Annotated in this window: 22 protein-coding genes and 1 pseudogene; 4 read left to right on the plus strand and 19 right to left on the minus strand. The window is 38.6% G+C overall.

The features are described 5' to 3' along the window. Positions 1–60: 60 nt before the first annotated feature. The 4 genes from NAG76_17585 to NAG76_17600 form a co-directional block, all read right to left on the minus strand. The gene (locus tag NAG76_17585; protein URN93625.1) at positions 61–321 is read right to left on the minus strand and encodes a metal-sensitive transcriptional regulator; all 261 of its coding nucleotides are present in this window, start codon (positions 319–321) and stop codon (positions 61–63) included. A gap of 85 nt (positions 322–406) precedes the next feature. Beyond that, positions 407–2101: an FAD-dependent oxidoreductase gene (locus tag NAG76_17590; protein URN93626.1), complete on the minus strand. Its 1695-nt coding sequence runs from the start codon at positions 2099–2101 to the stop codon at positions 407–409. 294 nt (positions 2102–2395) lie between these two features. Continuing rightward, positions 2396–2710, minus strand: a complete 315-nt coding sequence (locus NAG76_17595; protein ID URN93627.1) for a hypothetical protein — start codon at positions 2708–2710, stop codon at positions 2396–2398. Between the two features lie 342 nt (positions 2711–3052). Next, positions 3053–3328: a hypothetical protein gene (locus NAG76_17600; GenBank protein ID URN93628.1), complete on the minus strand. Its 276-nt coding sequence runs from the start codon at positions 3326–3328 to the stop codon at positions 3053–3055. A 476-nt stretch (positions 3329–3804) separates the two neighbouring features. Here NAG76_17600 and NAG76_17605 point away from each other — a divergent pair, with 476 nt between their 5' ends. Then, on the plus strand, positions 3805–5220 hold the full coding sequence (locus tag NAG76_17605) for a PepSY domain-containing protein (protein URN93629.1): 1416 nt from the start codon (positions 3805–3807) through the stop codon (positions 5218–5220). A gap of 13 nt (positions 5221–5233) precedes the next feature. Next, positions 5234–5722 (plus strand): FixH family protein, encoded by a 489-nt coding sequence (locus NAG76_17610; protein ID URN93630.1) that lies wholly within the window; start codon positions 5234–5236, stop codon positions 5720–5722. Between the two features lie 61 nt (positions 5723–5783). Here the strand turns inward: NAG76_17610 and NAG76_17615 are convergent, their stop codons facing one another. Further along, positions 5784–6536 carry an SDR family oxidoreductase gene (locus NAG76_17615; GenBank protein ID URN93631.1) on the minus strand — a complete coding sequence of 251 codons (753 nt, stop codon included), beginning with the start codon at positions 6534–6536 and terminating at the stop codon, positions 5784–5786. A 160-nt stretch (positions 6537–6696) separates the two neighbouring features. On the opposite strand from NAG76_17615, the gene NAG76_17620 reads away from it, so the two are divergent. Beyond that, positions 6697–7236: a TetR/AcrR family transcriptional regulator gene (locus NAG76_17620; protein ID URN93632.1), complete on the plus strand. Its 540-nt coding sequence runs from the start codon at positions 6697–6699 to the stop codon at positions 7234–7236. A gap of 160 nt (positions 7237–7396) precedes the next feature. On the opposite strand, the gene NAG76_17625 is transcribed toward NAG76_17620, so the two are convergent. The 8 genes from NAG76_17625 to NAG76_17660 all read right to left on the minus strand — a co-directional run bounded on the left by NAG76_17625 (position 7397) and on the right by NAG76_17660 (position 21788). After that, a complete protein-coding gene (locus tag NAG76_17625) occupies positions 7397–12910 on the minus strand; it encodes an amino acid adenylation domain-containing protein (GenBank protein ID URN93633.1) in 5514 nt (1837 codons plus the stop codon). Positions 12911–12914: 4 nt separating this feature from the next. Continuing rightward, positions 12915–14156, minus strand: a complete 1242-nt coding sequence (locus NAG76_17630) for a glycosyltransferase family 4 protein (protein URN96871.1) — start codon at positions 14154–14156, stop codon at positions 12915–12917. Positions 14157–14227: 71 nt separating this feature from the next. Further along, on the minus strand, positions 14228–16063 hold the full coding sequence (locus NAG76_17635) for a non-ribosomal peptide synthetase (GenBank protein ID URN93634.1): 1836 nt from the start codon (positions 16061–16063) through the stop codon (positions 14228–14230). 791 nt (positions 16064–16854) lie between these two features. Further along, positions 16855–17847: an LCP family protein gene (locus NAG76_17640; protein ID URN93635.1), complete on the minus strand. Its 993-nt coding sequence runs from the start codon at positions 17845–17847 to the stop codon at positions 16855–16857. Between the two features lie 58 nt (positions 17848–17905). Further along, positions 17906–18859, minus strand: a complete 954-nt coding sequence (locus NAG76_17645; GenBank protein ID URN93636.1) for a D-alanyl-D-alanine carboxypeptidase family protein — start codon at positions 18857–18859, stop codon at positions 17906–17908. Between the two features lie 273 nt (positions 18860–19132). Next, the gene (locus NAG76_17650; protein ID URN93637.1) at positions 19133–19822 is read right to left on the minus strand and encodes a pseudouridine synthase; all 690 of its coding nucleotides are present in this window, start codon (positions 19820–19822) and stop codon (positions 19133–19135) included. 32 nt (positions 19823–19854) lie between these two features. Next, positions 19855–21090 (minus strand): MFS transporter, encoded by a 1236-nt coding sequence (locus NAG76_17655; protein ID URN93638.1) that lies wholly within the window; start codon positions 21088–21090, stop codon positions 19855–19857. 332 nt (positions 21091–21422) lie between these two features. After that, positions 21423–21788, minus strand: a complete 366-nt coding sequence (locus NAG76_17660) for a hypothetical protein (protein URN93639.1) — start codon at positions 21786–21788, stop codon at positions 21423–21425. A gap of 277 nt (positions 21789–22065) precedes the next feature. Between NAG76_17660 and NAG76_17665 the strand changes: the two genes are divergently transcribed. Beyond that, the gene (locus NAG76_17665; protein ID URN93640.1) at positions 22066–22461 is read left to right on the plus strand and encodes an extradiol dioxygenase; all 396 of its coding nucleotides are present in this window, start codon (positions 22066–22068) and stop codon (positions 22459–22461) included. A gap of 105 nt (positions 22462–22566) precedes the next feature. Here NAG76_17665 and NAG76_17670 read toward each other — a convergent pair whose 3' ends face one another. The 6 genes and pseudogenes from NAG76_17670 to lacA all read right to left on the minus strand — a co-directional run bounded on the left by NAG76_17670 (position 22567) and on the right by lacA (position 26794). Beyond that, positions 22567–23688 (minus strand): DUF2515 domain-containing protein, encoded by a 1122-nt coding sequence (locus tag NAG76_17670; GenBank protein ID URN93641.1) that lies wholly within the window; start codon positions 23686–23688, stop codon positions 22567–22569. Between the two features lie 259 nt (positions 23689–23947). Then, on the minus strand, positions 23948–24721 hold the full coding sequence (fabI, locus tag NAG76_17675; protein ID URN96872.1) for an enoyl-ACP reductase FabI: 774 nt from the start codon (positions 24719–24721) through the stop codon (positions 23948–23950). Positions 24722–24771: 50 nt separating this feature from the next. Next, positions 24772–25218: a GNAT family N-acetyltransferase gene (locus tag NAG76_17680; GenBank protein ID URN93642.1), complete on the minus strand. Its 447-nt coding sequence runs from the start codon at positions 25216–25218 to the stop codon at positions 24772–24774. Between the two features lie 107 nt (positions 25219–25325). Further along, positions 25326–25787 carry a GNAT family N-acetyltransferase gene (locus NAG76_17685; GenBank protein ID URN93643.1) on the minus strand — a complete coding sequence of 154 codons (462 nt, stop codon included), beginning with the start codon at positions 25785–25787 and terminating at the stop codon, positions 25326–25328. A 206-nt stretch (positions 25788–25993) separates the two neighbouring features. Further along, on the minus strand, positions 25994–26596 hold the full coding sequence (locus tag NAG76_17690; protein ID URN93644.1) for a sugar O-acetyltransferase: 603 nt from the start codon (positions 26594–26596) through the stop codon (positions 25994–25996). Positions 26597–26611: 15 nt separating this feature from the next. After that, positions 26612–26794: pseudogene (lacA, locus tag NAG76_17695) on the minus strand (galactoside O-acetyltransferase).

Genomic DNA, 26794 nt, shown 5'->3' on the forward strand with positions numbered 1-26794 from the left:
CATTCTCCTTTTACCCATACCGGTAGGGGTATAATTTTATTAAAAATATAAAGCCGAAGATTATCGGCTTTTAACAAGTAGATTGACTGCTTCTTGGATGGACTCATTCATTTTTGATTGATCGCCTTCCGCATTTTTCACGCATTCTACTAGATTCTCACTAACAATGACCCCAATCGTACGATCTAAACCTGATCTTACAGCAGAAAGTTGTGTAATGACTTCTTTACAATTTTCTCCTACCTCCATCATACGTAAAATGCCTCTTAATTGACCTTCCATACGTTTGACACGATTTATGACTTTACTATCGTATGTCATACACATACTCCCTTCTTCAATGAGATTTGTTATTTTCCTTACAAACTCATAATATACCCATAGGGGTATAAAGTCAACAATTATTTTACTTAAAGTTGTATTTTGTCACAATTGGTTTACGCCCGGTAGTAGTATCATTGAAATACTCATACAAACAAATCCCAAGGAAAGAGCCTGAAACATTAATAACATTTTTGTATCCATTATTTCTTAAAGCCATTACTGCGTTATAGCTTCTTTGTGAGGAGCGACAGTGAACATATACCGGAACATCCGATGGGATTTCATTGATTCGATCGCGAAGTTCACTTAATGGAATGTTTTTCGCATTTCTTAAATGTCCATTAGCAAATTCTTGCTTTTCACGAACATCAATAAATACCGCATTGTTTTCAACTAATTCACGAACCTCTGAAACATGAATTTGCTCAAACCGATCGTACAGTACATTTAAAGCAACTAGTGCAGCCAAATTAACAACATCTTTTGCTGTACTGAACATAGGAGAGTACGTTAACTCTAGCTCTTTCAAATCTTCTAGTGTCCCACCCATCGTGATCATCGTTGCAATAACGTCGATGCGTTTGTCAGCATTTCCTTTTCCGATGGCTTGTGCTCCAAGTATTCTCCCCGTAGGTATTTCAAACACTAATTTAAAATGAAGTGGATTACTATTTGGCATAAGACCTACTTTATCAGGAGCAATAATATAGACACTATCTACTGCAATACCAGCTTGTCTTGCTGTTTTTTCATTGATTCCTGTAGAAGCACATACTAAATCAAAAATTTGAATACTTGATGAGCCTATGACTCCTTTATTTTGGTGTGGAATACCATATAGATGATCTGCTGCAGCTCGTGCTTGACGTTGAGCTGGACCTGCAAGCGCAAGCCTTGTCGGTTTTCGAAGCAATTGATGATACACCTCAATAGCATCACCTACTGCATATATAGAGGGATCACTTGTCACATAGTTAGCATTGACTTTTATTCCTCCGAGCTCACCCAATTCAAGTCCAGCTTCTTCTGCTAGGCTGGTTTCTGGACGAACACCTATAGCAAGCACAACTACTTGTGCCTGTACTTGTTTACCAGAATGTAACTCAACATAGCCCTCTGTTATTCTCTTTAGTCCATCACTAACAATGAGTTCTATCCCTTTATCAATCATTTCTTTATGTAAGATTTGCACCATATCATAATCGAACGGCATCATTATTTGGTCTGCGAATTCAACTAAAGATACGTTGCGACCTGCAATTCGTAGATTCTCTGCTACTTCTACACCTATAAAACCTCCACCAATGACTGCTATGTTTTCAATGTGACTTTTTTGTATATATTCATTCAAACGCTCTATATCCACAACGTTTCGTACTGTAAACACATGTGGCAGTTGGACCCCATCTAAATTCGGTACAATTGGACGTGCCCCAGGTGATAAAATTAGATGATCATAGCTTTCTTCGTAAATTTCACCGGTAGCTAGATGCTGAACGGTAATCGTTTTGTCCATACGATTAATCAAAATGACTTCTTGTTGCACTCGAGCTTCTATATTATATTTTGATTCAAAGCTATCCGGATTCATAAGTACGAGCTTGCTGCTATCTTCTACAATTCCACTCAAATGAAATGGTAGTGAACAATTAGAAAATGAAACGTGAGGCCCTTTTTCAAACATAATGATTTCTGCCGTTTCATCGATCCGACGAATACGTGCTGCTGCAGATGCCCCTCCTGCAACTCCACCAATGATTAATATTTTTTTCGCCATACGCCACATCTCCTTATTCTATAATTTAAAATATTTTTAATAATATAATACCTGAATACACATTATACCCTATAGGGTATAATGTCAAGTGAATTATTGAACTCTAGCCTGTCTTGCAATTCTAGATTTCAAAACACGATTATGCAGGCACATTTGTGCATTTTTTAGTGACACAAATGTGCCTACATAAAAAAGAAAAGCCAGAGTTATCAGGCTTTTCTTCGTTAAGTTATGAAAGAAAACCGAATCGTGCACTTTTAATAGTAGCTACAATTCGGAGTTAAGTTCAGATCACTATGCATCTGAAAAATTAAGCAGTACTTCATCCTTATAGAGCAACTTACCGTCTACATCAAAAAACTCTAATGAATGGCTATGCTTCATAATATTCTCATGTTCAAGAATATAATATTTTTCATTAAATGAGTATTCCATACTAGTACTATCGATCTTTAATATAAATGTTGTTGCTTGCTCCAATAGGTTCTTATTTGTAATGTATAGTGCAGTAGAACCGGGGTAACTACCTCCGTAATAAATACCATGATCATTTTTAGTAAGTGTTGTGTGTGAGGTGAGATTACCACCATTATCTTTACCATATAACACATAAAATTGAACGTTGTCTTCTGTTTCTAAGATAAAGTAATAATGCCCGTTTTTTTGGATTTGATAACTTGAATTAAGGTTGTTTTCCTGGATGTAAGTAGCTTTGTCTTGTTCGGTTAGCTGTTCATTTGAACATCCAGCTAAAAGAAGAATTAAGAAGGTTAGTGTAAAAATAATAAACTTTGGGAGATAAATGTTTGTAGCCTCCTATTCATAGTTATTAAGGTGATTATTGATATTTCTAATTGTATTTCAGTGAGTTTACTACATGTTCTTATCCATTATCGGCTAACCATATAAGTTCTTGTCCTCCGACATTTCACATAATTTGTCATTCAGCGATTACTCATTTAACAATAGGTAATAATCGATTCCATCACTGTCTTTACTATTGCTGCTATAAATACTCTTTGCTACCTTTTCAAAGGTCAATGTGTTGTCATTCGTTAAAATAGTATATTTTGATTCTTGAGAAGCGTTAGGCAATGTGCCAGTTAATTCTAATTTATATTTATATTCTTTTCCGTCAAGGACTGTATAGCTACTATTCTTTATATTACATGCTGTAAGTGTAACTAATAGTATTAATATCCCAAATGTCATCGTTATTTTTTTCATATACATTATCTCCTTTTAATATTAATACAGAACTAAATCCACCTTAACCAACACTAATAAGATAATTCAATAATATGGTGTGGTCAACAATTTTTTACATTATATATTGTTAACAAAACATGAATAAATCGTTTATCGAATCCTCCCTTATGTTGTAAAACAAATCAAAAGGTTGACCTTCTCCTTTGGAGATCAACCTTTTGTTAGGCGCTTTTCAGGATCGTAGTTAGATGGTATTAATCCATATTACTTTATTAACTACAATATATTGTACTAGTTTAATTACCATATAAATTAGTATGGAATTAGTTATTTCTATATCTCGTCTTATTAATCTATCCACATCGCGATTAATTCTTATAACCCCATTTATTCTGAAATGGAGCAATAAATAGCTACTTAGAGTCATTCAATCTTCTTTAGGGGGTATTTATAATAAATCAGTAGTAATTATTTCAGGAACGGAGTCGAAATTAATGAGTGCTGCACCTAATGTAAGTTCGAAGGATTCACTTGCTAGTAAGCGGAAGCCAACCAGATCTAGTTTACGTCAAGCGATTTATCAATCTATGTGGAGATGGCATTTCTACGCAGGGATCATCTTTGCCCCATTTTTAATCATTCTGGCTTTCAGTGGCGGAGTATATTTATTTAAACCGCAGATTGAAGGCTATCTGTACAAGGATATGCTGACTGTCCGAGAGGTCGGTGATTCTGCATTATCACCATCAAAGATTATGGAGAAAACTACACTTGCCTATCCTGGAACAACAATTTCATCAATAACACTTAGTGACTTACCCGAAGCTACGATTACAATGTCCGTCACCAACAATGGAACCCCGAGGATTATGTATGCTGATCCATATACAGGAAACATTCTCGGAATTATGAACAGTGATGAAACCTTCTCTGCTTTTTTCAAAAAAATGCACAGTGAACTTGTAATTGGCGGTACTTGGGCAAATAGACTCGTCGAGCTTGCTGCTTGCTGGGCTATTATCTTGCTCATTACAGGATTATTTCTGTGGTTGCCTCGCAATAAAGCTTCTATATGGGGAACGATTTTACCTAGATTAAGCAAGCCAGGTAGTCGGATATTTTGGCGAGACCTTCATGCGGTTCCAGCTTTCTGGTTATCTTTACTTCTTGTGATTGTGATTGCGACTGGTTTACCGTGGTCTGGTGTACTAGGCGGAAAGATTGATAGTTTAGCAAATTCAACAAATACAAATACTCCCCCCTATGCTTATAGCTTCGGAGATAAACCAGAATCGATTAAAGTAGCGAAAGATCTTGCTGAAGATTTGCCTTGGGCTACCCAGAATCTTCCTGTTCCAATCTCAGCAAGTAGTGACTATTTGCCATTAGACATTGATAACATCGTCAATACTGCAGCAAAACATAACGTATTATTGCCTTATACCATAACATTACCACAAGGGGAAACTGGTGTGTACACACTCTCCACCGCTCATATCAAGCCTGGTAAAAATGCAACACTACATATCGATCAATATAGTGGTGCAATTCTAACCGACGTACGTTATGCAGATTATGGTATTATGGCCAAAGCGATTTCGTTAGGCATTGCTTTTCATGAAGGGAAATTGTTTGGATTAGCCAATCAACTTCTAGGATTAATCGCTTGCATAGGCCTAATATTGGTAGCAATTAGCTCATATATGATGTGGAAAAAGAGAAAACCTGAAGGCAAGCTTGGGGCTCCTTCTCAGCCCAAAAATAAGAAAGTAACTTTGGGAATATTAATTATCATGTTAATCTGTGGAGTACTCATGCCGCTTGTTGGCTTGTCTATACTAATTGTTTTGTTACTTGACTTATTAATTATTCGTAGAATCAATCCGCTAAGGAATTGGTTTTCTTCGTAGAAAAGGTGAAATTATGAATCATTTGTTTAATCGTCGGTCATCCTTGTCAATGCTGCTTTTATTGGTTTTTATATTAAGTGCATGTACAGCTAATGTAGATAACACAGATGAGAATGGATTAATTCCTCATTTGACTGTTGATCTCCAATTACCTTCAGATATAGAACTGAATAAAGTTACGACTCTATCGGTAACCGTACAAAATAATAATCAACCGTTTGATCAGGCAGAAGAAGCATCATTCAAGATATGGCAGGAGGAATCACCCGATAAGGCTATTACACTGCAAGCTACTCAGCAGACATCTGGTGTTTATGAAGTCGATCACGAATTCACCTCCGAAGGTCTTTATGTTATACAGGTCCATGTATTATCTTCTGATATGGAAGTTATGCCTTCTAAAAGATTAGCGATTGGTTCAGAAGCTTTGGAGCAATTAGCCCAGCTTGAACAGCAACAAACTGATATTCCAGTAATCTCTGAAGGGCATAGCCATCACTAAAAACTAAAGTAATGCAAATGACACTCTCACGGTATTATCGCGGGAGTGTCATTTCGTTTAATCATGCAAGGCCGCCATTTGAGAATATAACCTGTCCATTAATCCAACGTCCTGAAGTTGCTAAATATATTACTGTGTCGGCAATGTCTTCTGGTGTACCTAGACGTTCTAGTGGTGATGCTTTAGAAAGATTATCGATTGTTTGTTTATCTTTTCCATCTAAAAATAATGGTGTCGCAGTTGGACCTGGAGCCACAGTATTAACTGTGATATCTTTTCCACGCAATTCGCGAGCCAATATCATTGTCATTGATTCAACCGCAGATTTACTAGCAACATAAGCACCATATTTCGGGAAATTCGTGCGAGTAACAGAAGTAGAAAAATTGATGATTGCTCCACCCTTGCGAACACGTCGCGCCGCTTGTTGGGATATGATAAAAGAACCACGTATATTTGTGCGGTACATTTTATCTAAATCATCTAAGTTCATCTCTGCAATAGAGCTAAGTAGCATAATACCTGCTGTATTTATTACGACATCGATACCACCAAATTTATCTTCTATTATATCAAAAGCTTCATTCATAACATGCTCATCTGCAACATCTCCACCTATACTAATTGCTTTTCCACCTTGCTGTACAATTTCATCCACTAAGGTATCTGCCTTTAACTTATTTCCAGAATAATGCACAGCAACAGCAAATCCATTTTCGGCTAATTTTTTTACTATGGCTTGTCCAATACCTCCAGAACCTCCTGTAACAAGTGCAACTCGCAAATCATCTGTTTCAGATAATATATTTGTCATGATATCTCTCCTTTGTTATTAAAAAGTGCAAATAGTTACAAAAATCAAAAAATGTAACTTCACAAAACTATTATTGCACCACTAAGTTACAAAGTCAATATTTTGTAACTTAGTGGTGCATCCTGTATAATGAAAATTAGAAAAATTAGGGGGTAACACAATGGCAATACTTACAAAAGAAAATATCTTTTCTACTACAGAAGAAATTATTATGAAAAAAGGAGTACAAAAAACTACTCTTTCTGATATTGCAAAAGAACTTGGAGTTACACATGCCGCATTTTATAAACATTACAAAAATAAAGAAGACTTATTGCAGCAACTTGCACTTCGGTGGTTAGAAATTACTTCTAAACATTTATTAGAATGGGAAGCCCCATTAAATATAAGTTCAACAGTAGCACTTCACGATTGGCTCTGGCTTCTCGCTACAACAAAGAAAAAACTTTATCATGAGAACAAAAGTATGTTTCGGTTATATACGGATTATTTAGAAAGTACACAAATCCTCGTCAAAGATCATCTAAAGAAATTAGCGCAAAAAGCAGAATCCATTAGTGGATTAAAAAAATCAGGACCTGCTATTATTACAGCATTTGTATATTTCCATAATCCATACTTTGCAGACCGTTGGGATAACGAGTTTTATAAGGAGACGTTTGAAGATGTATGGGAGCTAATTGCTAACAAAATACCTTAGGTTAATATTAGATGGCTATTATGCAAAATGAGTTCAGTCAATACTAGACTGAACTCATTTTGTATTGGTTTTACGTCCTTCTACATTAATTCTTCAAAAAGAATCGGAGAAACTAATATGAGCATCAATGAATACAACAAAATAGTAATATCCGCTTTCATTAAACAGAACTTTGACGAACACTGCTACTTGAGATAACTTTTTTCTTAACATGCTTATCAAGTCTTTCTTGTAAGGAATCTATATCCCCCATGATTGAATCTGGAATAGCATCATCTAAGTGGTCCTCCATATAACGTAGTGGCTTGAAATTAAATCCGATGATCGACCAGATCATAACAAGAACACCTACGCAGATAATCAGTACGCCAATACCCCTGCCGGGTCCCACACCTAGAATGGGTCCAAGGGTACTAGCAAGCGCACCTCCTTGATTCATCGCTGTACCGAATACCGAATCAGCGAGTAGCCCAGCTATTAAATAGCCAATCGGCATACTAGACATAGCAATCATCTGATTGGTTGCTAATACCCTTCCTTGAAGTTCTAATCCAACTTTGGACTGGATGAGGGATTGCCAGTGCGTATTTACAAGTGTAACGGAGAACCAGATGCCGAAAATCCCTATGGCAGTAAGGAAGACATCGGGGCGTAGTCCGGCAATAATCATAGACAAACCTTCTATAATAACAAAACCAACCATGCCTGTAGCCATACGTTTTGTACCACCCCAGACACTCATCAAGAGCCCGCCTACCATAGCTCCGATGGCACCTATCATCGTAACCGTTGCAAGATCTGTCGCTGATCCGAATGAAAGTATAAGGGGTTGAATGAGTACAGTTGCCAAACCAAATAGAACATTTCCTACAAAGAAAAATGCAATCATATATAGCATACCTGGTCTTCTAATTATAAATTTCCAGCCCATTAACACTTCCTTAGTGAATGACTCCACTCTTCGATAGAATAACGTATTGGGAAATCTTACGATAGCCAGTGTAGATATAGCGATCAGAAAACTAAAGAAATCGAGTATAAATATGTTAGTCATACCGATCATGCTATACAGCGCTACACCTGCAAGGGGGGCAATCATCTCACTCGTCGAAGTAGCTAGCTGAACAAGACCATTTGCATGACCCAAATATTGCTTCGGAATAATTTGAGCAATAGCTGCCATGAATGCTGGTCTGTGGAAAGAACGAGCGATGGAACCCACAGCTGATGTTACGTAAATATGCCATACTTCTAGAGAATTTGTAGCCATGAGAATCGCAAGCACAATAATAGGTATTGCCATCATCACATCACTGTATAACATGACGAGTCGCCGATTATATCGGTCAACGATAGCACCAGCGATAGGCAAAATAAGTATACCTGGAATTAAAGATGCAGATGAGATCGCTGCAAAATCCGCCACAGATCCCGTTTGTGAAAATACCCATACTCCAATAGCAATACCTGTTAGTCCAGATCCTAAGATCGACATTAATTGGCCTACTATAACGATAAAGAAAATTTTCAAGTTCGGAACTGCTACTCGTTTCTGCGGCGGTGTCAACTCCTCTATGCAATTATCCGAACGATCTGTTACTTTAAGCCGATCACTGATCCAAGCACTCAATTGATCTGCCTGATGCTTAATAAAGTAATGTCCCGATCGAGGGATGACGACAAGGTCAACCCGTTCACTGAAATACTCCCATTCCTGGTACCGTTCCTCATAAAGCTCGGTTGCTTTGTCTTTCTCGCCAATGATGCATGTAATAGGACAACTTAATTTCTTCAATTGTTGATCAGCATAAGCAGACGTATAGTAATTCTCGCTCTCTCTCGCATCATGTCGCAAGCAACGTATCATGAAATCTCTCTCTTCCTGATCTTCTACTTCCGTAAATCCACCTAACGCCTTCAGGAATGCATGATAAGATTTATTGGACATGCTGCGGTCAGATGGGAATAGCTTGGAATAGAAATCGAAGAAACGACCAGGAATTCGGGCGATCGGGAAAGTCCCCCCCAGAAATACGTTTTTCAACGGATAATTCTCGTTATCCAACTGTCTAGCGATCTCAATCGTTAACGCCCCTCCCACACAGTGTCCGTATAGAGCGATCGGTCCTTTAATCACTTGTTTAATCTGTTCCACACACAAACGTGCGACCTCCACGATCGGAAGTAAAGCGTCATCCTTACGACTGTAATCATGACCAGGCAGATCCATCGCATACAATTCAATATGGTTGGGCATTTGTGCGGCGAGAGGTTGATAAGTAATCGCACTTCCCCCGGCGTAGGGTATACACACCAAGGACAATACCCGTACATGCTGAGCTTGATGTGTTGTTAATTTATGGAGTAAATGATGATCAGAAGCTCTCCCCTGATCGATGTATTCCGCCAAGGAACGAATTGTTGGTTGTTTGAAAAAGTCCATAATACTAATCCAATCACCTAATCGCCTTACAACCTTCAGCGCTTTGAATGACTCTCCGCCCAATTCGAAGAAATTGTCATCGACTCCGATCGTTTCGACGCCCAATATGTCTTTCCATACTTCCCAAATTCTTATTTCAGTTGCCGTTTCAGGCTTTGCTGCATTAGGATCTGCTACCTTCATTTCGATGTCCATCGATGCAAGTAGGTTCACATCTACCTTACCATTCGAATTTAACGGAAGAGAATCCATCGGGATGATATGGGCTGGGATCATATACTCTGGCAATTTATCTTTAAGCTTCTTCTTCAGCTCAACGTGCGGACTGTCGATCTGTTCTGCTAGATCGAACACAGCATAAGCAACGATTTTCTTCTCCTCATTACCTACTTCCTTCAATAAAACGATAGCATCTGTTACGAATGGGAATGAAGTAATGACAGATTCAATCTCCCCAAGCTCAATTCGATAACCTCGTATCTTAATCTGACGATCCATACGTCCTATGATGTCAACCGCACCATTAGGCATATAGCGAACACGATCTCCGGTTCTATACAACCGCACATCTTCTTCCTCTACAAAAGGGTTCGGAACGAATCTTGTATCGGTAAGTTCTTGATTACCGATATAGCCCCTAGCTACACCAGCCCCACCAATAAATAATTCACCTGGCACACCCATAGGAACAGGTTGTAAGCGAGTATCCAGAATATAACGTTGTACATTCCCAAAAGGAAACCCTATCGGCACTGTGTTGTAGGGGTGTGCATATAAATCTCCCTTAATCGGATAAGCGAATGCCGATACGGTCGTTTCCGTGGGTCCGTAATGATTCTCTATCCTCACATCTGGACGTAGTCTGTTAATTTTCCGAACAGTTTCCCAACTTAAGCCTTCACCTGCAAGCATTAATATTTTATCCGGAATCACATATTCAGGTTGAGCGGCTTCCATCAGCACTTCAAAATGACTGGGCACAACCTTCATTACATCAATTCGGTTTACCCTGAAATACTCAGCAACACCATCAGGATCACAGGACAGATCATAGGATAAGACATGTAATGTGCCCCCAGTACATAAAGCTCCGAATACATTGGTTGTACCGAGATCTGCCGCAAAAGTTGATGCCATAGCATAACTTAATGACGCCTGAATATTTAGATGCTTAATCAGTCCTTGAATATAATTGTGGAAATGTTGAAGTTCAACCGCGACCCCTTTGGGAGTGCCAGTCGTACCGGAGGTGAACACAATATACATGAGATTCGCAGATTCCGTAACCATCACTGGATTATCATCACTAAGCTGTTCTAACAGTTGTCTCTGTGTAGTCTGATCAAGTTCGAACAAAGCAATATCTAATTGTTCAAGCTGGAGGTCCCCTGATAGCTTGCTCTGCGTTAGAAGAATCTTCATACCCGACTGTTTAATCATGTACGTCAAACGTTCCTTAGGATAGGCAGGATCGAGAGGAACAAACGCACCCCCGGCTTTCAATACAGCTAGCATAGCGATAACAAAATCAGCAGACCGTTCAATAAAAATACCAACGACCTGTTCAGGTCCGATCCCTTGTGACCGTAAATAATGAGCGAGACGGTTGGCACGCTGATTCATATCCTCGTAAGTGTAGATCATATCTTCAAATACTAAGGCAGGATGATGAGGTAACTTTGCGGCTTGAGCCTCTATACGTTGTACTAGATGAAAGTCACTGTCATAATGTACATCCATCTTATTCTCATCGATAATTAATTGCTGGGTCTCTTCTACTGACATGAGGTTAATAAAGGAGATACCCTGATCAGGATCGGCACATGCACGATCTAGCAAATTGAAGTAATGCTCCAGCATCCTCCTTATCGTAGCTTCATGAAATAAATCAGTACTGTACTCTACTTCTACATTATGTGCGTTAACGGAGAAGGTCATATCGAATTTAGAGCTGTTTGTATGAGTAGAATTGTCGAAAAGTAATGGGAACTCTTCCGAATCATCACTCCATCCCACGTGCATGTTCTGTAATATAAACATGACCTGAAACAGTGGGCTATGACTCAAATCCCTTTCAATCGGAAGTAGTTCAATTAACTTATCTAAAGGGAAATCTTGATGCTCTTGCGCTTCTAGGGAAATGTGTTTGATTTGCTTAACGGTTTCCCTAAACGTTGATGTCTCGGTTAGATGAACTCGAATCGGAAGCGTGTTTACAAAAAAACCAACATTTTGCTCGATTTCTTCCCTACCTCGATTAGCAACGGGAGATCCGATAATGATATCGGTCTGGCCAGTATAGCGATACAGCAATACAGCATAGGTAGCGAGCGTCAATGTATAAATGGTCACTTCTTCCTCTTTGCACCATTGTTGTAGTCGATGATAGAACCCGTCGGGCAAGGGTTGTATCATATGTGATCCGTTAGAGCTCTTCACGGGTGGCCGAGGCTTATCGACAGGTAGCTCGAGTACTGGGAGCTCCCCTTGAAATTTATTGAGCCAATAGCTCTGATGGTAGTTCAACACCTCATCCACCATGAAGCTTTTTTGCCAAGAAGCATAGTCGGCATATTGAACGGGTATCGGTGGCAGTTCTAAGGGTAGATTACGACTAAGTGCCTTATAAGACTGTTGTATTTCATTCATGATGATCCCGATTGACCAGCCGTCACAAGCAATATGATGAATATTTAGGAATAAATAGTGTTCTTGTGTATTCAGGGTCAGTAAATACGCCTTAATTGGGAGTTCACTCTCAAGCTTAAACGGTATCATAGATTTCTGTTTAATATAGGTCTGCATCTGACTCTTCTTATCTTTCTCAGACAGACTACTAAGATCGGATACCTTCATGTGTATAGGTGAGAACGGATGAATAACCTGAACGGTCTCTTCTTCCTGTACTATTTTATAAGTCGTACGTAAAATTTCATGTCTCTGCAGGAGTACATTGACGGATTGTTCTAACAAGGGAACATTTAATTTTACCGGAATTTCGAATACACAAGGGATATTGTACGATGGGCTATCAGGCTCCCATTGATACATAAACCAAAGTCGTTGTTGGGAGAACGATAACGGAAATTCATTGGTATGACTTTCTCGTGCTAACGGCGAAATCGTACGATTCGGCAATTGATTCTGAGCGGTCTTATCTTTGATTTTATCAAGCAATTGCTGACGCTTCTCTGCGGGGAGCTTGCTAATTCGATCTAATAGTTTACTCAAAGACTTACCTTCTTTCCTGGAGAACTGCTAATAACTGCTGACGTTTCTCGGGAGAAAGCGTATTGATCCGCTTTAATACGTTATTCTTATCGCGGCCTGAGGTTTGGGTGCTAGGGTCAGTAGGTAGATCGTCTAGAGGTTGGGTCGTTGTATTGATTACATGTTGTAAGTAGGTCTCGAAGGAAGCAATACTTAAAGTAGCGTGAAACGTAGCAGATTTATGGTAGGAGTCTTGCGATAGTCTGTAATAATGCTCTTCATCCGAGGTCAATTGGTTCAAGGCTTCGATCCAAGTCTCCAAATTCTGCTCTGGAATGACGGGGATAGGAATGGAACTGGTGAGTACTTTTTCTTGGATATATTGTTTAATAGGATTGACAGGCAGGATATGATCCAAATGTAGCTTAGCCTCAGGTATACCGCCTACATGGCTTGCAATGACCGGTATACCACGGAGCATAGCTTCAAAAATGACTTGTCCGAATGATTCCCCCCACAATGAAGGCATGAGAAACACTTTGGTCTGCTTATAGATATCGTTAATATTCTCAGCAGGCTTAATGATTGTAATATTGGATACACTTCTCATCTCCTCAATCTCTTCATCCATTGTAGCCCAGGTGGGAACGGCCGCAAATTGCAGGTGAGGCATTTGCCGAGCCAATCCGATGAAAATCGAGAGTCCCTTTATAGCCGAAGGATTAATAACCGTTATATATTTGTTGTCGAAATCGGCCAAATAAGGAAATGGTCCGGGACCATAGGAAGGAAAGTAAATGACCGTAGAATCTAGACCTGCATGGGTGAGAAAATAACCCTTTAAATATTCACTGACCGAGATGATACCATTTAGTTTCTTATATAACGAAATCTTGGATCGGTCTTCATGAAAGCATTCCGGACCAAACGGTATTGTTGCTTGGCTATGAGCGAAGAAAACCGTTCTGGATTCGGTTTCCAATACCGTCTCAAGTAGCAAGTGCGTATTATCCTCAGATACAATAGTAATATCCGGCTTAAACGCATCAATACTTCTCTTAATAAACGGAAATACTTGAAACATCTTCTTAACTGTGTAAGCTGTAACCCCTTTCCTACGGATTACGAACAACTCATCTGGTATGTCCTCGAGTACCTCAAAGTCATTGTCTCTAATTTTTGTTGCCAGAAACTCCTCATAACCAACAATGCCTAACGATGGCGTAATCACCCTACACTCATGCCCTCTTTCGGCCAGTCCCTCCATCAATATTCGATTTGCTTTATGTGCACCACCCCACGGATAGAGATATTCCATGGACTGTACCAGAAGTATTTTCATACGAGCTCCTCCTCGTTCTCTAACTCGGCTAACAACAACTCAAGTTCCATTGAATCCATCCTTTCTAGCTGATATTCTTCTAGCGTTATTGCAGTTTGCTCTATCGTTGGCTTGGCACTAAAAATAATATGCAACGGTACTTCCATACCGAGAACCGATCGGATACGTGAAACGATCTGTGTAGCCATTAACGATTGTCCGCCTAATTCGAAAAAATTATCATGAATTCCTACCTTATCGAGCTTTAAGACCTCAGCCCATATTTGCGAAAGTTCTTTCTCCATAAAAGTACTTGGTGCTACATATGCAATATCAATATCTGGTCTGACATCCTCCAGAGGTGGGAGGTTATTGCGATCAATTTTACCACTAGTTAGCAGTGCAAACTCGTCAACGAATAGGAAACGGGTCGGAACCATATACGTGGGGAACTTGGTTAGCAGATAGTTTCGAATTTGACTAATGTTGGGCTTAATCGAAGTGGCCGATCTCAAATAAGCGCCAATCGTATTCTGCTCAAAATCATAAGTAACTACTGCTTCCTGAATATCTACGTATTCACGTAACGCATATTCTAGCTCACCTAATTCAATGCGAATTCCGGATACCTTAACTTGCTGATCGTTTCTACCGATCCATTCGATTACGCCATCTGCTACCTGTAGACAGATATCTCCCGTGCGATACAGTTTATCGCTAATACCCTCATTGAAGGGGTTATCTATAAAATGACTCGCACTCAATTCTGCTTCGTTGAAGTATCCCCGTGCAACTCCCATACTTGAGATGTAGAGCATACCTGACTCACCAATTGCTACAGGTTGCAACTGGTTATTTAGGAGATAGACAGCAGTTCCTGCAATAGGAGCACCTAACGAAATTATTTCATCTGCTGCATCACATGCATGTATCGTGGCGCAGACCGTCGTTTCGGTTGGACCATAAGCATTCAAGAAATTCAGCTTTGGCGCCCAATAATGAATTAATTTCTTCGTACAAGCTTCACCTGCAGTCACCAATGTCTTTAGATGAGGAAGCTCTTCATGCGGCAAACCATTCAAGACAGAAGGTACTAAAGTGACTACGGAAATCCGTTGCTCCTTTAGAATTTGGTGAAGTCCTGCGCCAATAGATAAGCCATCCTCAGGTACTAGAACGAGTGTTGCCCCCGCAACAAGCGTTGTAAAGATTTCAGAGACAGAAGCATCGAAGGAAATAGAAGCATATTGAAGTACTCTGTCATTTTCGTTTAATTGAAATTTTTCGATTTGCTCCAGAACCAGATTAGGAATTCCTCTATGCTCGATCATGACACCTTTAGGCTTCCCTGTAGAACCTGAAGTGTATATCATATAAGCAAGGTCGTTAGGAGAATTGAGACTAGGTATATTTTCCTTAGACTCTATCTCAACGTGCGACCACTCATTGTGGAGATCCAGTAATTTTACTGATGACATTGGATTTATTTCCATTATCGTTGTTATTTTCTGAAGGTAAGAAGAGGCAGTTAGAATCATCTTGAAGTTCGCTTCATTCACAATGTTCGCGATTCGTTCATCAGGATAGGTGGTTGAGATCGGCACATATGCAGCTCCCGACTTCAATACAGCAAGAATTGAAATAATAAGCTGCGGTGAACGCTCTTGAAAGATACCTATCAGTGTTTCTGCACCTGCCCCATTTCTCTTTAAATAACGGGCAAGCTGGTTTGCACTTTCATTGATTTCTCTATAAGTAAAAACTATTTCTCCGTATTCGAGACATCTTGAATCAGGGCTTTGAATGACCCTATCTTGAAACCATTCGTAGATCGGTTTAAAATTTGTATTCATTATTTCCCCACCTTCCCAAAGTGAATTGCCGATAAATCTGATTTCCTTAGAAATAACCAAAAAAGCAAAAAAAAGTTGTTATTTGTGCAAACGTTAGCGCAAACGACCATATGTTACCAAGCCTACTTAAGTCCAATTAAAGTCTAATCAATAACCTTTATTCTATAGTTGACGATTTTCTATACATGAGATTTTATGGTGATGTGTTTAAGTGCAATCGTTTGCTCATAATTCCCCGAAAATATTTCACCTCCTATAAAATTGGGTAGTATCCATGTGTATGCGTTGAAGATGCGGATTACAACTCCGAATAAGAAAAAAAGTCATGATGAGAATTAATCCACTCCCCAAGTTTATCAAATCTAATTTATCCATTTAGAAAGAATCTGCTGAAAGGTAGATTCCCTCAAATATAAGGGCATTGTTGGAATACGTTTATGGCGGGCACAAACAGAACACTTGTTTTCATGTTCTAATAAATATGTCTGAAAAAAGACGTGATTAGACGATTGTCCACCTTCTAGAAGACGGTATTTCCCTTTATTAAAATTTTTTGAACAAGTATGATAGGAACATAATATCTTTGCCGTTTTTGACTAGAACCTGATGTCATTCAATTGAAAAGATCGTGAATGACTTTAATTAAGACTAATCTTCTGATTTACTAAAAAAACGAACACTCATATTGGTGTCCGTTCTTAGATAAAATACTTATTCACTAAATTGTTTTGATAATTGTCCTTTACAAGGGAGACTTTCGTCTTCGCGCAGGGCTACTTGTTCAAAGTAACTTACTCTGCTTTATGCTGATCTTCTGGCATCAGTAACTGATCTGTTGGAATGGTGTTGTCCATCCAATTATCAATTAGATCTTGAGCAAATTTAAGATCTTCTTCATTCACACGGTTATAGGAAATACCGTTCAATCGCATGCTCTCACCCATAACCGTGTAACTTTTAATTTGAACTTTGCTGCTGGTTAGTAATTGTTTGCTCAGATCAATGATGAACTTAGGTTGCATGTCCGTCTGTAGGTTTGATCCCATTATATCAAGTAATTGTGGAATCTTAACGATTTGCTTTAGATTCATCATCTTTTTAGCTACCTGATTTAAGAAGACCTGTTGTCTCTTCGTACGATTGAAATCACTATCCTCACGATATCTCACATAATTTAAAGCATCTGTACCGTTATAAATAGACTGATTTGCTTTAATCGTGAATTTCTCATGGTCTCTGCCTTTATTGACGATATCTTTCTCAATCGGAAGTTCCACACCTCCGAGCTCATCCACTGCATCCCTTAATCCTACAAAATTAATCGAAGCATAGTAGTCTAACGTATGGTCGAGAAGAGCCTCCATGGTATCTTTCGCCATCCGTTGTCCGCCAAAAGCGAAGGCATGATTGATCTTATCCTTCTTGCCTTTTCCTATAATTTCTGTATAGGTATCTCGTGGAATTGAAACTAATAATACCTTCGATTCTTTAGGTCTTATCACCGCATAAATCATGGTATCTGAACGCGCTGTTTCATTTTTACGTTGATCTGTACCTAATAGTAATACAGAAAAAGGGCTCATCGTTTCTGCTTTCGTATATGTTACATCGCCCTCCCCTTCCAGCGGTTTATATGACATCTCTTCCAACGTGTTCACGACCCGATCTGATAGAAATATATTAAAAGCAAGCACAGCCAAAGGTTTACGGAATGCAATAGCTCCTGATGCTATCAAGACTAGCACTATCGCTACTATGGAAATTTTTTTAACTCTCTTATTCATTATTCTAGTTCCTTCCTAATATTTGGAGTACATAATAGCGTGATTGTAAATTTTTTAGTTACTTCGAAACCGGAATGGCACCATAATACTCCTCAAGTGTAATTCCTTGATCCGCGATCTCTTGCGCGATCTCCTTTCCTACATAACGAATATGCCATGGTTCATATTTATAGCCTGTTATCGCATCTTGTCCCTTTGGATAACGAATAATGTATCCATATTCCGGAGCATGCTTCTCCAACCACACGGCTTCATCTGTATCTCCGAAGCAATCCTCAGCCGCACATTTACCATCACTACCAGAGACATCAATTGAGAGACCTGTTTCATGCTCACTCGTACCTGGATATGCACTATAAGTTCTTGCCTTTTCTAAGCCATCTTTTTTGACATAACGTTCAAACAATGCGGTCTGAGTGGCATGGGACCTGTAGGCAGATACACCCGCCAGATGAATACTATCTTTCTTAGCTGCGGCAAACATCTCTTCTAACGCGCCAGCTGCTTCCTTGCGCATCTTACGTTTGTCGATTTTTTCATTGAATATAAATGCAACATCCGGATATACCAAATCAGCAGGATTATAATCATCAGGCAGCTTATTCTGCTTGTTTACCAATACTCCAATACTGGATGGCTTAGCAATCACTGCAATCTCAGATGAATCAGGACTAGGCTTTGGAGTTGCCTCAGGTTTTGCTGTGGGCTTAGGTTTTGCTGTCGCCTCAGGTTTTGCCGTTACTTCAGGTTTATTCGATTGAACAGGTGATTCCGTAACTGGAATATCTGTTGTAGGTGGTTCTGTGTTCGGCACTTCCGTTGTCGGCAATTCTGTAGGTTGAACAGAAGGAACAGGTCTTTCTTCAGGCGCTTGAACAATTGAATTATCATATCGAATTAACAAAAAACTCGCTATAGCAACCACGCACACGACAGAGAAGAATACTGTTCTTTTTCTACGTTTCCTCATCTGTTTCAGTTGACTCATCTGTTGATTTACTCGTGTATTCATACATTACTCCCTACCCATTATTTATAGTAGATGCACAATGAGACGATCTTCTACTATTATATAGACGATTCAGTGTCTTAAAATGTTGTATACTGTCACTGTTTTCGTTAATTTACACTAAATTACATATTTTTCTATATACCACAATAATGGGCAAGTGCTTAGATAAGTTTCAATAAAGAAAAATTACTCACTCTTAATGTTTATTAAGATCAAAAAAAAACGGCTACTTCAGCAGCCGTTTATTGTCAGTCAATATTTAACTAATAGCGTTTATTGTAATAGAGCGAAGAGTGCAATTAATTCATCGTCTGCTAATTCTCTCCACTTCCCTCTATCTAATCCTTCAATCGTAATATTCATAATCCGAACTCGCTCGAGTCTCTCCACTCTATATCCTAGCGCTTTGCACATTCTCCTTATTTGAAGATTTAGACCTTGTGTCAAAATAATTCGGAACTCATAGTCATTTATTCGAAAAACATCACAGGGCTTAGTCGTCACTCCCAAAATATGTACACCTCTTGACATCTCATCTATAAATGATTGAGTGATTGGCTTGTCCACTGTCACAATATATTCTTTTTCATGACCATTCTCTGAACGCATCATTTTATTGACAATATCTCCATCGTTCGTTAATAGAATTAGACCCTCTGATGCTTTATCCAATCTGCCGATAGCAAAAATCCGAGTAGGATAATTTACAAAGTCGATAATGTTTCCTTCCACTTCTTTTGATGCCGTGCAAGTAATCCCAATTGGTTTATTGAGTGCAAGATAGACTGGCTCCGCCTTACTAGGTATCGGAGCTCCATCAATAAGTACAATATCACTCGGCTCTACATCAGCCCCTGCCTCACATGTAACACCATTTATCGTAATTCTTTTAGCTGCAATTAATCGATCAGTTTGTCGCCTTGAACAATATCCAGTTTCACTTATGTATTTATTGATTCTCATTCTTAGCCTGCTTTCCTACTATGTGAAGACAACTAAGCTATATCTTCTGCAGCGTCTCTATCAGGGTCGATACCCTTTGTTTCTTTGCCGAAAAACAGCACAGTTAGTGCTCCGATTACGATTGTAATAAAAAACATCATAAACAAAGTGGTAATTGCTACTTCTCGCGAAACTAACATACCAACCAGAAATGGACCGATAACGCCACCAATTCTTCCAAAAGATGCAGCAAGTCCAACACCAGTTGCTCGTACTGTCGAAGGATAAAGCTCTGGCGAGTAAGCATACATGCCACCCCATGCCCCTAGGTTGAAGAAGGATAGACAGATTCCAGACGCGATTAATATTCCTTCCGTCTCCGCATTTCCAAACCATACCGCACTTAAGGCAGTTAGCAGCAAATAAACAACAAGAACGAATTTACGACCGAATTTCTCAATAAAGTATGCCGCGGTAAAATAACCTGGAATTTGTGCCAGTGTCATGATCAATATATACTGGAAGCTTGTAACGAGATCAAAACCTTTTAGTAGCATAATAGATGGCAGCCACAGGAACATACCATAATACGAAAATACTACCGTAAACCATAAGATCCACAATGTAATGGTCGACTTACGATGTTTTACGGACCAGACAGAGGCCACTCTAGCTTTAAAAGTAATCTTTTGACTATGCTGTTTATTAAAGGTTGGTGAATCTTGAATGGCTCTCCTTAGATATATCGCATAGAAAGCTGGTAATGTACCGATTACAAAAGCCATACGCCATCCATATTCAGGAATAACAAAATAAGCGACCAGTGCAGCAGCAATCCAACCAAACGCCCAAAAACTTTCAAGTAGAACGACCGCGCGTCCTCTATCTTTTATAGGTACTGACTCTGATACAAGCGTAGTAGCGACGGGCAACTCACCGCCAAGGCCGAATCCAGCTATGAAACGTAGTACACATAGTACGACAAAACTCGTTGCCAATGCTGATAATCCACTTGCAATGGAGAAAATAAGCAATGTCCAAATTAGAATCGATCTTCGTCCAAACCGATCAGCAAGTAACCCTGATATCGCAGCTCCCACCGCCATACCGATCGAATTAATAGCCATGACTAGTCCTACCTGCTGTGCACCCAAATGCCATTCAACAGCTAGTGCAGTAACGATGAAGGAAATCATCCCAACCTCCATAGCGTCAAACAGCCAGCTTAGCCCCGCGCTAAACAACAATTTACGTTGTTTGGGTTCGCGTAATAAAGCTGATATCTTCATATTCTCTGCTCCTCGTGTTCTATATATTTACTCGCTTGACATGATCAATTCGATTTTATCTAATCCAAAAAAAGATATAATATCGACTATTATAAGTATGATCGTATCTTAGCGAACTAAATCATATAATACCATGGGAACACATCGCTTTAATATGGATGCAAAAATATAGAGTAAACATTTATACAGAATTTCATAATTTATTACGTAAAACAACGTTCTCCCTTAGTTCAAAGTTCTTTGACTATATACTTTGATTGTTAGTTTTTGTCAGGAAGTTCCTCTTCTAAAAAAGCATCATGATAGAAATTTCCGAAGGTTAGAAAGATTCATTAAAAATAGATTAATCCAATTAGATGTAACATCCCCAATAAGCCCATTGGATAAATAATTAATCTTGAGAATAAATTCTTGAAATTATTATTTTGATGCTTCTCAAAGAAAAAATGAGCGATTGAGTGAATTATTAAAAACACATCTATAATTACGAAAGCTATAAGTTGATGACTAACAAATGAATATAATAATAAAGTATAGAGTGGCAAATGAAGAATAGTAAATATTTTGAATGCACGCTCATCTTCCATATCTTTTAGGATTACGAACATTTTCCATTCTTTAGCTCTTATCGCATCCATTTCATGCAAAAGTAGGAGAGCAAAATTAATTGAGAAAATCATGAGTAAAATTGATGACAAAGTTTTCGCCTCATTTATAAAATTTATTCTAAATTAATAACATCTCATATCACGCTTGGGGTTATTAATACTACGATTAAGAAACAATTATGTTTCCAAACATGGAAAGTTATGCTAAACTGCCAGTTAGATGAAAAGGCTGCCAGCCCATTGCTTTGGAAGCCTTCTCCTATTGACTATTTAATGTCTCTTGATAGGAATTCTCGATTTCTTTTATTAGATTCACTTCTGGTGTATAGTAGGATTAGTTGGAAATATATTTCAGGAGGCAACAGCCATGTCACAGGAGATTTGGATTAACCTGCCGGTCAAAGATGTTGAGAGATCTACTTCCTTTTTCAATGAGATTGGATTCTATGCGGAGAGCGTTGGTAACGAGAGAGCAAAGCTTGTCATAGGTCAAACAATGATTCTGCTATTCCCGGATGCGGTGTTTGAGAAATTTACAGGATCAAAAACCGCAGATACTTCCCATAGCGCAGAAGTAATATTTTCCATTGGAGCTGATAGCAGAGAAGAAGTAGACGCCTTTGTTCAAAAAGTAGAGTTTGCTGGAGGAAGCATCTTTGGCAAGCCGAGTGAAATTGACGGCTGGATGTACGGCGCAGGATTTGCCGACCTGGACGGTCACCGATGGAACCTGCTGTACATGGATGAGAGCAAAATGCCTTAACAATAATATGAAAATGCCAGTCACCTAATTAAGGTCACCGGCATTTTTTTTCACCATATATAATCTCATATCTGTTATTCAAATTAAAATAATCAGTTATCTTTGTTAAAAAGAGTTAATCGTGTTTTTTGCTAGTGCGGCAACCTCAAGTAGCTCCAATGTTTTACAGTAGTCTTTCTTAATATCTCCGTCCATCGTATCTAGATCATCTTCTAAATAATCAACCACGCTTATATCTTGAAACCAATCCCCCGCTTCAGCTTCCGGATGGTTAACATTTTTCCAACAATATTCAAGTTTTGGACTGTAAATTCTTCTTGCTCCTTTACGAAGTTGACACGATTTTAACCTTAATGGAAAAGTATTTCCTGGTACACTTTCATTTACATCATTGAATAAGTGCGGCCAATAATCTTTCCTTGAGCCAGTATGTGGATGATATTTTGCCCAATCTAGAGCATGTCTGTGAAAATCCGAATTTTTAAATAAAACGGAATACAACTTTTTACCAAGTAATATTCGCTCATGTAGAGATTGAAATTTTTGAAGAGTCTGTCCCTTTAAATTATTTCCTTCATAAGGGATAATAATTTGATTAATTGGCAACCAGCTCTGAAGTTGAAATCCAATTTTGTTGAATATTTCTTTTTGATTATTAGGATTTTGAACGACCCTTTGTTCCAGATAACTTTGCTCATTAATGACTAACGCTATACAAAGAATATAGGAATCTCGAACTCTCCAAAAATAGTTCCAAACAGTTTCCATAAACATTGAAACATTTAGTTGAGGGAGTAGATAAAACAGGGGTCTATTTTGAGCTAAACTCTCACCGTAAAGCAGAAACTGTGGGTATATATCTTGAAAAACCAGCCAGTTTCCGCGTTCTAAAAAATGAAAAAACGATTCCCGCTCCTTGCGAGAGAGTAGTTTAGTTAGAAACTCTCCCCTGAGATCGGTCATATTCCATCCGCCGTTCCGTGATACCATATGACCTAAAAATGCCCAGTGGATTTCAGGATGGCGAAGATAAAACTCGAGATAGGCCTTCGTTCGGGTTACATTATTTAGGTTATGCGCTTGGGTCTTACGTTGAATTTGATTCAAAAGCTCTTGCTCTGAAGAAGTTAGCTTTTTTGAAACAGAAGTGGAGTGTTTCATTTTTTTCTTTAATTCCTTGCGAATCGTTTGGAGTGGTGTAATTTGGCGTTTTCTAATAGAAAACATATTAACTCCCTCCCTTATGAAAACCAATGTCTAGATGATTATTCTATTAAGAACTTTAGAAGTTGATGACAAGGAATTAATCAAATTACAATTTCCAAACTAATGGTCGTTACATAAAATAATGCATCATTAGAAATATGAAATACCCCCACCCATGATCTTTTTTATCTTAGGTGGGGGTATTTTGTTGGTGTATATGTATCTTTATTAATACTTCTTCCAACTAGGGCGTAGCCGTAGCCGTAGCGTTATTACAGTATTACATTCCTAATATATGATATCCAGCATCGACATGTAATACTTCACCTGTAATACCTCTTGAAAGGTTACTAATGAGAAACATCGTTGCATCCCCTACTTCGTCTTGGTCAATATTTCGTCTGAGCGGAGCTCTATCTTCTATCGTGGACATGATGTCATTAAAACTAGAAACACCTTTTGCTGATAATGTGCGAATTGGACCTGCAGAAACTGCATTGACTCTGATCCCATATTTACCCAAATCTTCTGCTAAGTATCTAACACTTGCTTCTAATGCAGCTTTTGCTACACCCATAACGTTATAGTTTTTTACGACACGTTCAGCTCCAATATAGGACTGAGTCACAATGCTTCCGCCCTCAAGCATAAGTCTTTTGGATTCTCTTGCTACAGCAACTAGCGAATATGAACTTGAACTTTGTGCTAACATATATCCATCTCTAGTTGTATCAACATACTCCCCTTGTAATTCATCTTTTTCTGCAAAAGCGACAGAATGTACAACTCCATGTATTTGCCCAGCAACATTTTCGATTTCCATAAAAGCAGATCTTATACTGTTATCATCAAGAACATCGCAGGATACAGTATACAAAGGTGAAATATTATTATCACTTAGAAGCTTTTCAAGTCTTTCTAGAGATCGCTCTTTGCGGTATGTAAATATTAATTCTGCTCCTTGTTGATGAAGGGATTTTGCAATGCCCCATGCAATACTTCTCTCATTCGCTACACCCATAATAACAATCTTTTTTTCTTTCAATAACATTATTAATCCTCCTATGTGGTTGGTGCCTACTCTATTGTAAGCACACTCTTATTTTAGTCGTTTGCATAACAATGTCTGATTTTCCCTCCATACATCGGACGTGTAAACTGAAGAGTAAACCCAGCAGATTCTAAGTTTTTAACGCTGGCATGGTTCTCAGGATGCACAGTTGAATACAAGTAATTACAACCACTTTCTTTAGCACGTTCTTCCCTAATCTCATGAAACATTCTTTGCAAGCCTTGTCCACGAACAGATTCATGGACAACAGTTGAATCGAGAACTGCAACAAATGCTAAATCTTGATCTGGTATTGCTAAGTCAATTCCGAGATTACTCTTGCTCTTTCCGGGAAATGCCAATACGGAATATGCGACTAATTGTTCATGATTAAAAGCACCGTAAATCTCTCCCTTTCCATTTATAATTTCTAAGAAATAATTCTCTTCATCCATAGCAAATTGATCCTGGAAAGGTAAACGTGAAATGACGTCCTTCATTAAAACTAGCACCTCAGGTATTTCTTGATGATACAGCCGACGTAATTTTAAATCCTCTCTTATATGCAAATTAATAACCCCTTACTATGAGAACGACTAATTAGATCCTAGTTTGTAATTTCTTTTGTCATAAATACACTGTTGGGATCTTCATGGTAATCCCCAAAAGGATTACAATATTCAAAGTCGAATTGCTCGTATAACTTTCTGGCCGCTGTGAATCCTTCTATAGAACCCGTTTCTAAGCTCAAGCGGCGATATCCTAGTTGGCTTGCTTCCTCGATGATATGAGCAAGTAATTTAGATGCGACTCCCTTTCTAAGATGTTTTGTAGATGTACGCATTGATTTGAGTTCACCATGATAGTTACCAAGATCTTTAAGAGCGCCACATCCTAAGAGTTCTCCGTTTTCCCAAGCACTCCAGAAAGTAATATCTGGTGACTTTAATTGATCCAAGCCTAAAGCGTGTACACTCTCCGGCGGGGATTGTTCGAACATGCTATGTAAGTGCTCACTGACCAATTCAATTATTTTATTTCCGGTCAAATCATCGATTTTGATTTCCATTAATTCCACTCTCCGATATTTGAAAAATCTCTTCTCTTTGTTGATCTAGCTAACTGATCTTCACTTTATCCTGTGCTTCCTATTTTTCATCTAGAATTCTAATTAGTATAACACGATAAGGAGAAATGACTAGGTACGACTTAGTTCGATTTAAAAAGAAAAGTAGCTACATAAAGTAGCTACTTTTCTTTTTCTAAAATAATTAATTAAAGGTTGATTTCTCGATTCTTAAAATAATACTTTTTATCATGCTCATTTATCTCTCGAAGCACCTTACATGGATTACCAACTGCTACTACATTGGATGGAATATCTTTTGTAACTACGCTCCCTGCTCCTATCACTGTATTATCACCGATAGTAACACCTGGGAGTAATATTGCACCAGCTCCAATCCAGCAGTTTCTCCCAATAGATACAGGTGCGTTATATTGATAAGCTTGTTCACGAAGTTCAGGCAAGATTGGATGCCCTGCTGTAGCTACAGTCACATTTGGACCAAACATTGTGTAATCACCAACGTAGATGTGTGTATCATCTACCAATGTCAAATTGAAATTAGCATATATGTTTTTACCAAAGTGAACATGCTTGCCACCCCAATTTGAATGAAGTGGTGGCTCTATATAACATCCCTCTCCAATATCAGCGAACATATCTTTAAGTAGAATTGTTCTTTTGTCATATTCCATTGGCCGTGTCTTGTTAAAGTCATAAAGCTTTTCTAAACATTTAGTTTGCTCTTTAGCCAATTGCTCATCTCCAGGCAGGTATAAACTGCCATTGTGAAGTTGTGCTTTGATATCCATTTGAATATACCCCTCTCACCATTGAACCTGATCGATTCGCATGTCTTTATAATAATATTGTCTGTCGTGCTCTAATGGGTTTCCTACAGCAATTACGTTTGCAGGTATATCCTTAGTTACAATACTTCCAACTCCGATAACGCTGCCTTTTCCAATTGTAACACCAGGGAGTACTATTACACCACTTCCAATCCAAAC

The sequence above is a fragment of the Candidatus Pristimantibacillus lignocellulolyticus genome (assembly GCA_023639215.1).
Taxonomy (GTDB): domain Bacteria; phylum Bacillota; class Bacilli; order Paenibacillales; family Paenibacillaceae; genus Pristimantibacillus; species Pristimantibacillus lignocellulolyticus.

Coding starts and splice junctions, on each gene's coding strand:
- NAG76_17600 (URN93628.1), bottom strand. CDS start 3,328: ATGAAAAAAATAACGATGACATTTGGGATATTAATACTATTAGTTACA.
- NAG76_17585 (URN93625.1), bottom strand. CDS start 321: ATGACATACGATAGTAAAGTCATAAATCGTGTCAAACGTATGGAAGGT.
- NAG76_17690 (URN93644.1), bottom strand. CDS start 26,596: ATGGATATCAAAGCACAACTTCACAATGGCAGTTTATACCTGCCTGGA.
- NAG76_17635 (URN93634.1), bottom strand. CDS start 16,063: ATGAATACAAATTTTAAACCGATCTACGAATGGTTTCAAGATAGGGTC.
- NAG76_17640 (URN93635.1), bottom strand. CDS start 17,847: ATGAATAAGAGAGTTAAAAAAATTTCCATAGTAGCGATAGTGCTAGTC.
- NAG76_17685 (URN93643.1), bottom strand. CDS start 25,787: ATGGAAATCAAAATCGATGATTTGACCGGAAATAAAATAATTGAATTG.
- NAG76_17670 (URN93641.1), bottom strand. CDS start 23,688: ATGTTTTCTATTAGAAAACGCCAAATTACACCACTCCAAACGATTCGC.
- NAG76_17605 (URN93629.1), top strand. CDS start 3,805: ATGAGTGCTGCACCTAATGTAAGTTCGAAGGATTCACTTGCTAGTAAG.
- NAG76_17630 (URN96871.1), bottom strand. CDS start 14,156: ATGGAGGGACTGGCCGAAAGAGGGCATGAGTGTAGGGTGATTACGCCA.
- NAG76_17645 (URN93636.1), bottom strand. CDS start 18,859: ATGAATACACGAGTAAATCAACAGATGAGTCAACTGAAACAGATGAGG.
- NAG76_17665 (URN93640.1), top strand. CDS start 22,066: ATGTCACAGGAGATTTGGATTAACCTGCCGGTCAAAGATGTTGAGAGA.
- NAG76_17610 (URN93630.1), top strand. CDS start 5,234: ATGAATCATTTGTTTAATCGTCGGTCATCCTTGTCAATGCTGCTTTTA.
- NAG76_17615 (URN93631.1), bottom strand. CDS start 6,536: ATGACAAATATATTATCTGAAACAGATGATTTGCGAGTTGCACTTGTT.
- NAG76_17655 (URN93638.1), bottom strand. CDS start 21,090: ATGAAGATATCAGCTTTATTACGCGAACCCAAACAACGTAAATTGTTG.
- NAG76_17680 (URN93642.1), bottom strand. CDS start 25,218: ATGAAGGACGTCATTTCACGTTTACCTTTCCAGGATCAATTTGCTATG.
- NAG76_17620 (URN93632.1), top strand. CDS start 6,697: ATGGCAATACTTACAAAAGAAAATATCTTTTCTACTACAGAAGAAATT.
- NAG76_17590 (URN93626.1), bottom strand. CDS start 2,101: ATGGCGAAAAAAATATTAATCATTGGTGGAGTTGCAGGAGGGGCATCT.
- NAG76_17650 (URN93637.1), bottom strand. CDS start 19,822: ATGAGAATCAATAAATACATAAGTGAAACTGGATATTGTTCAAGGCGA.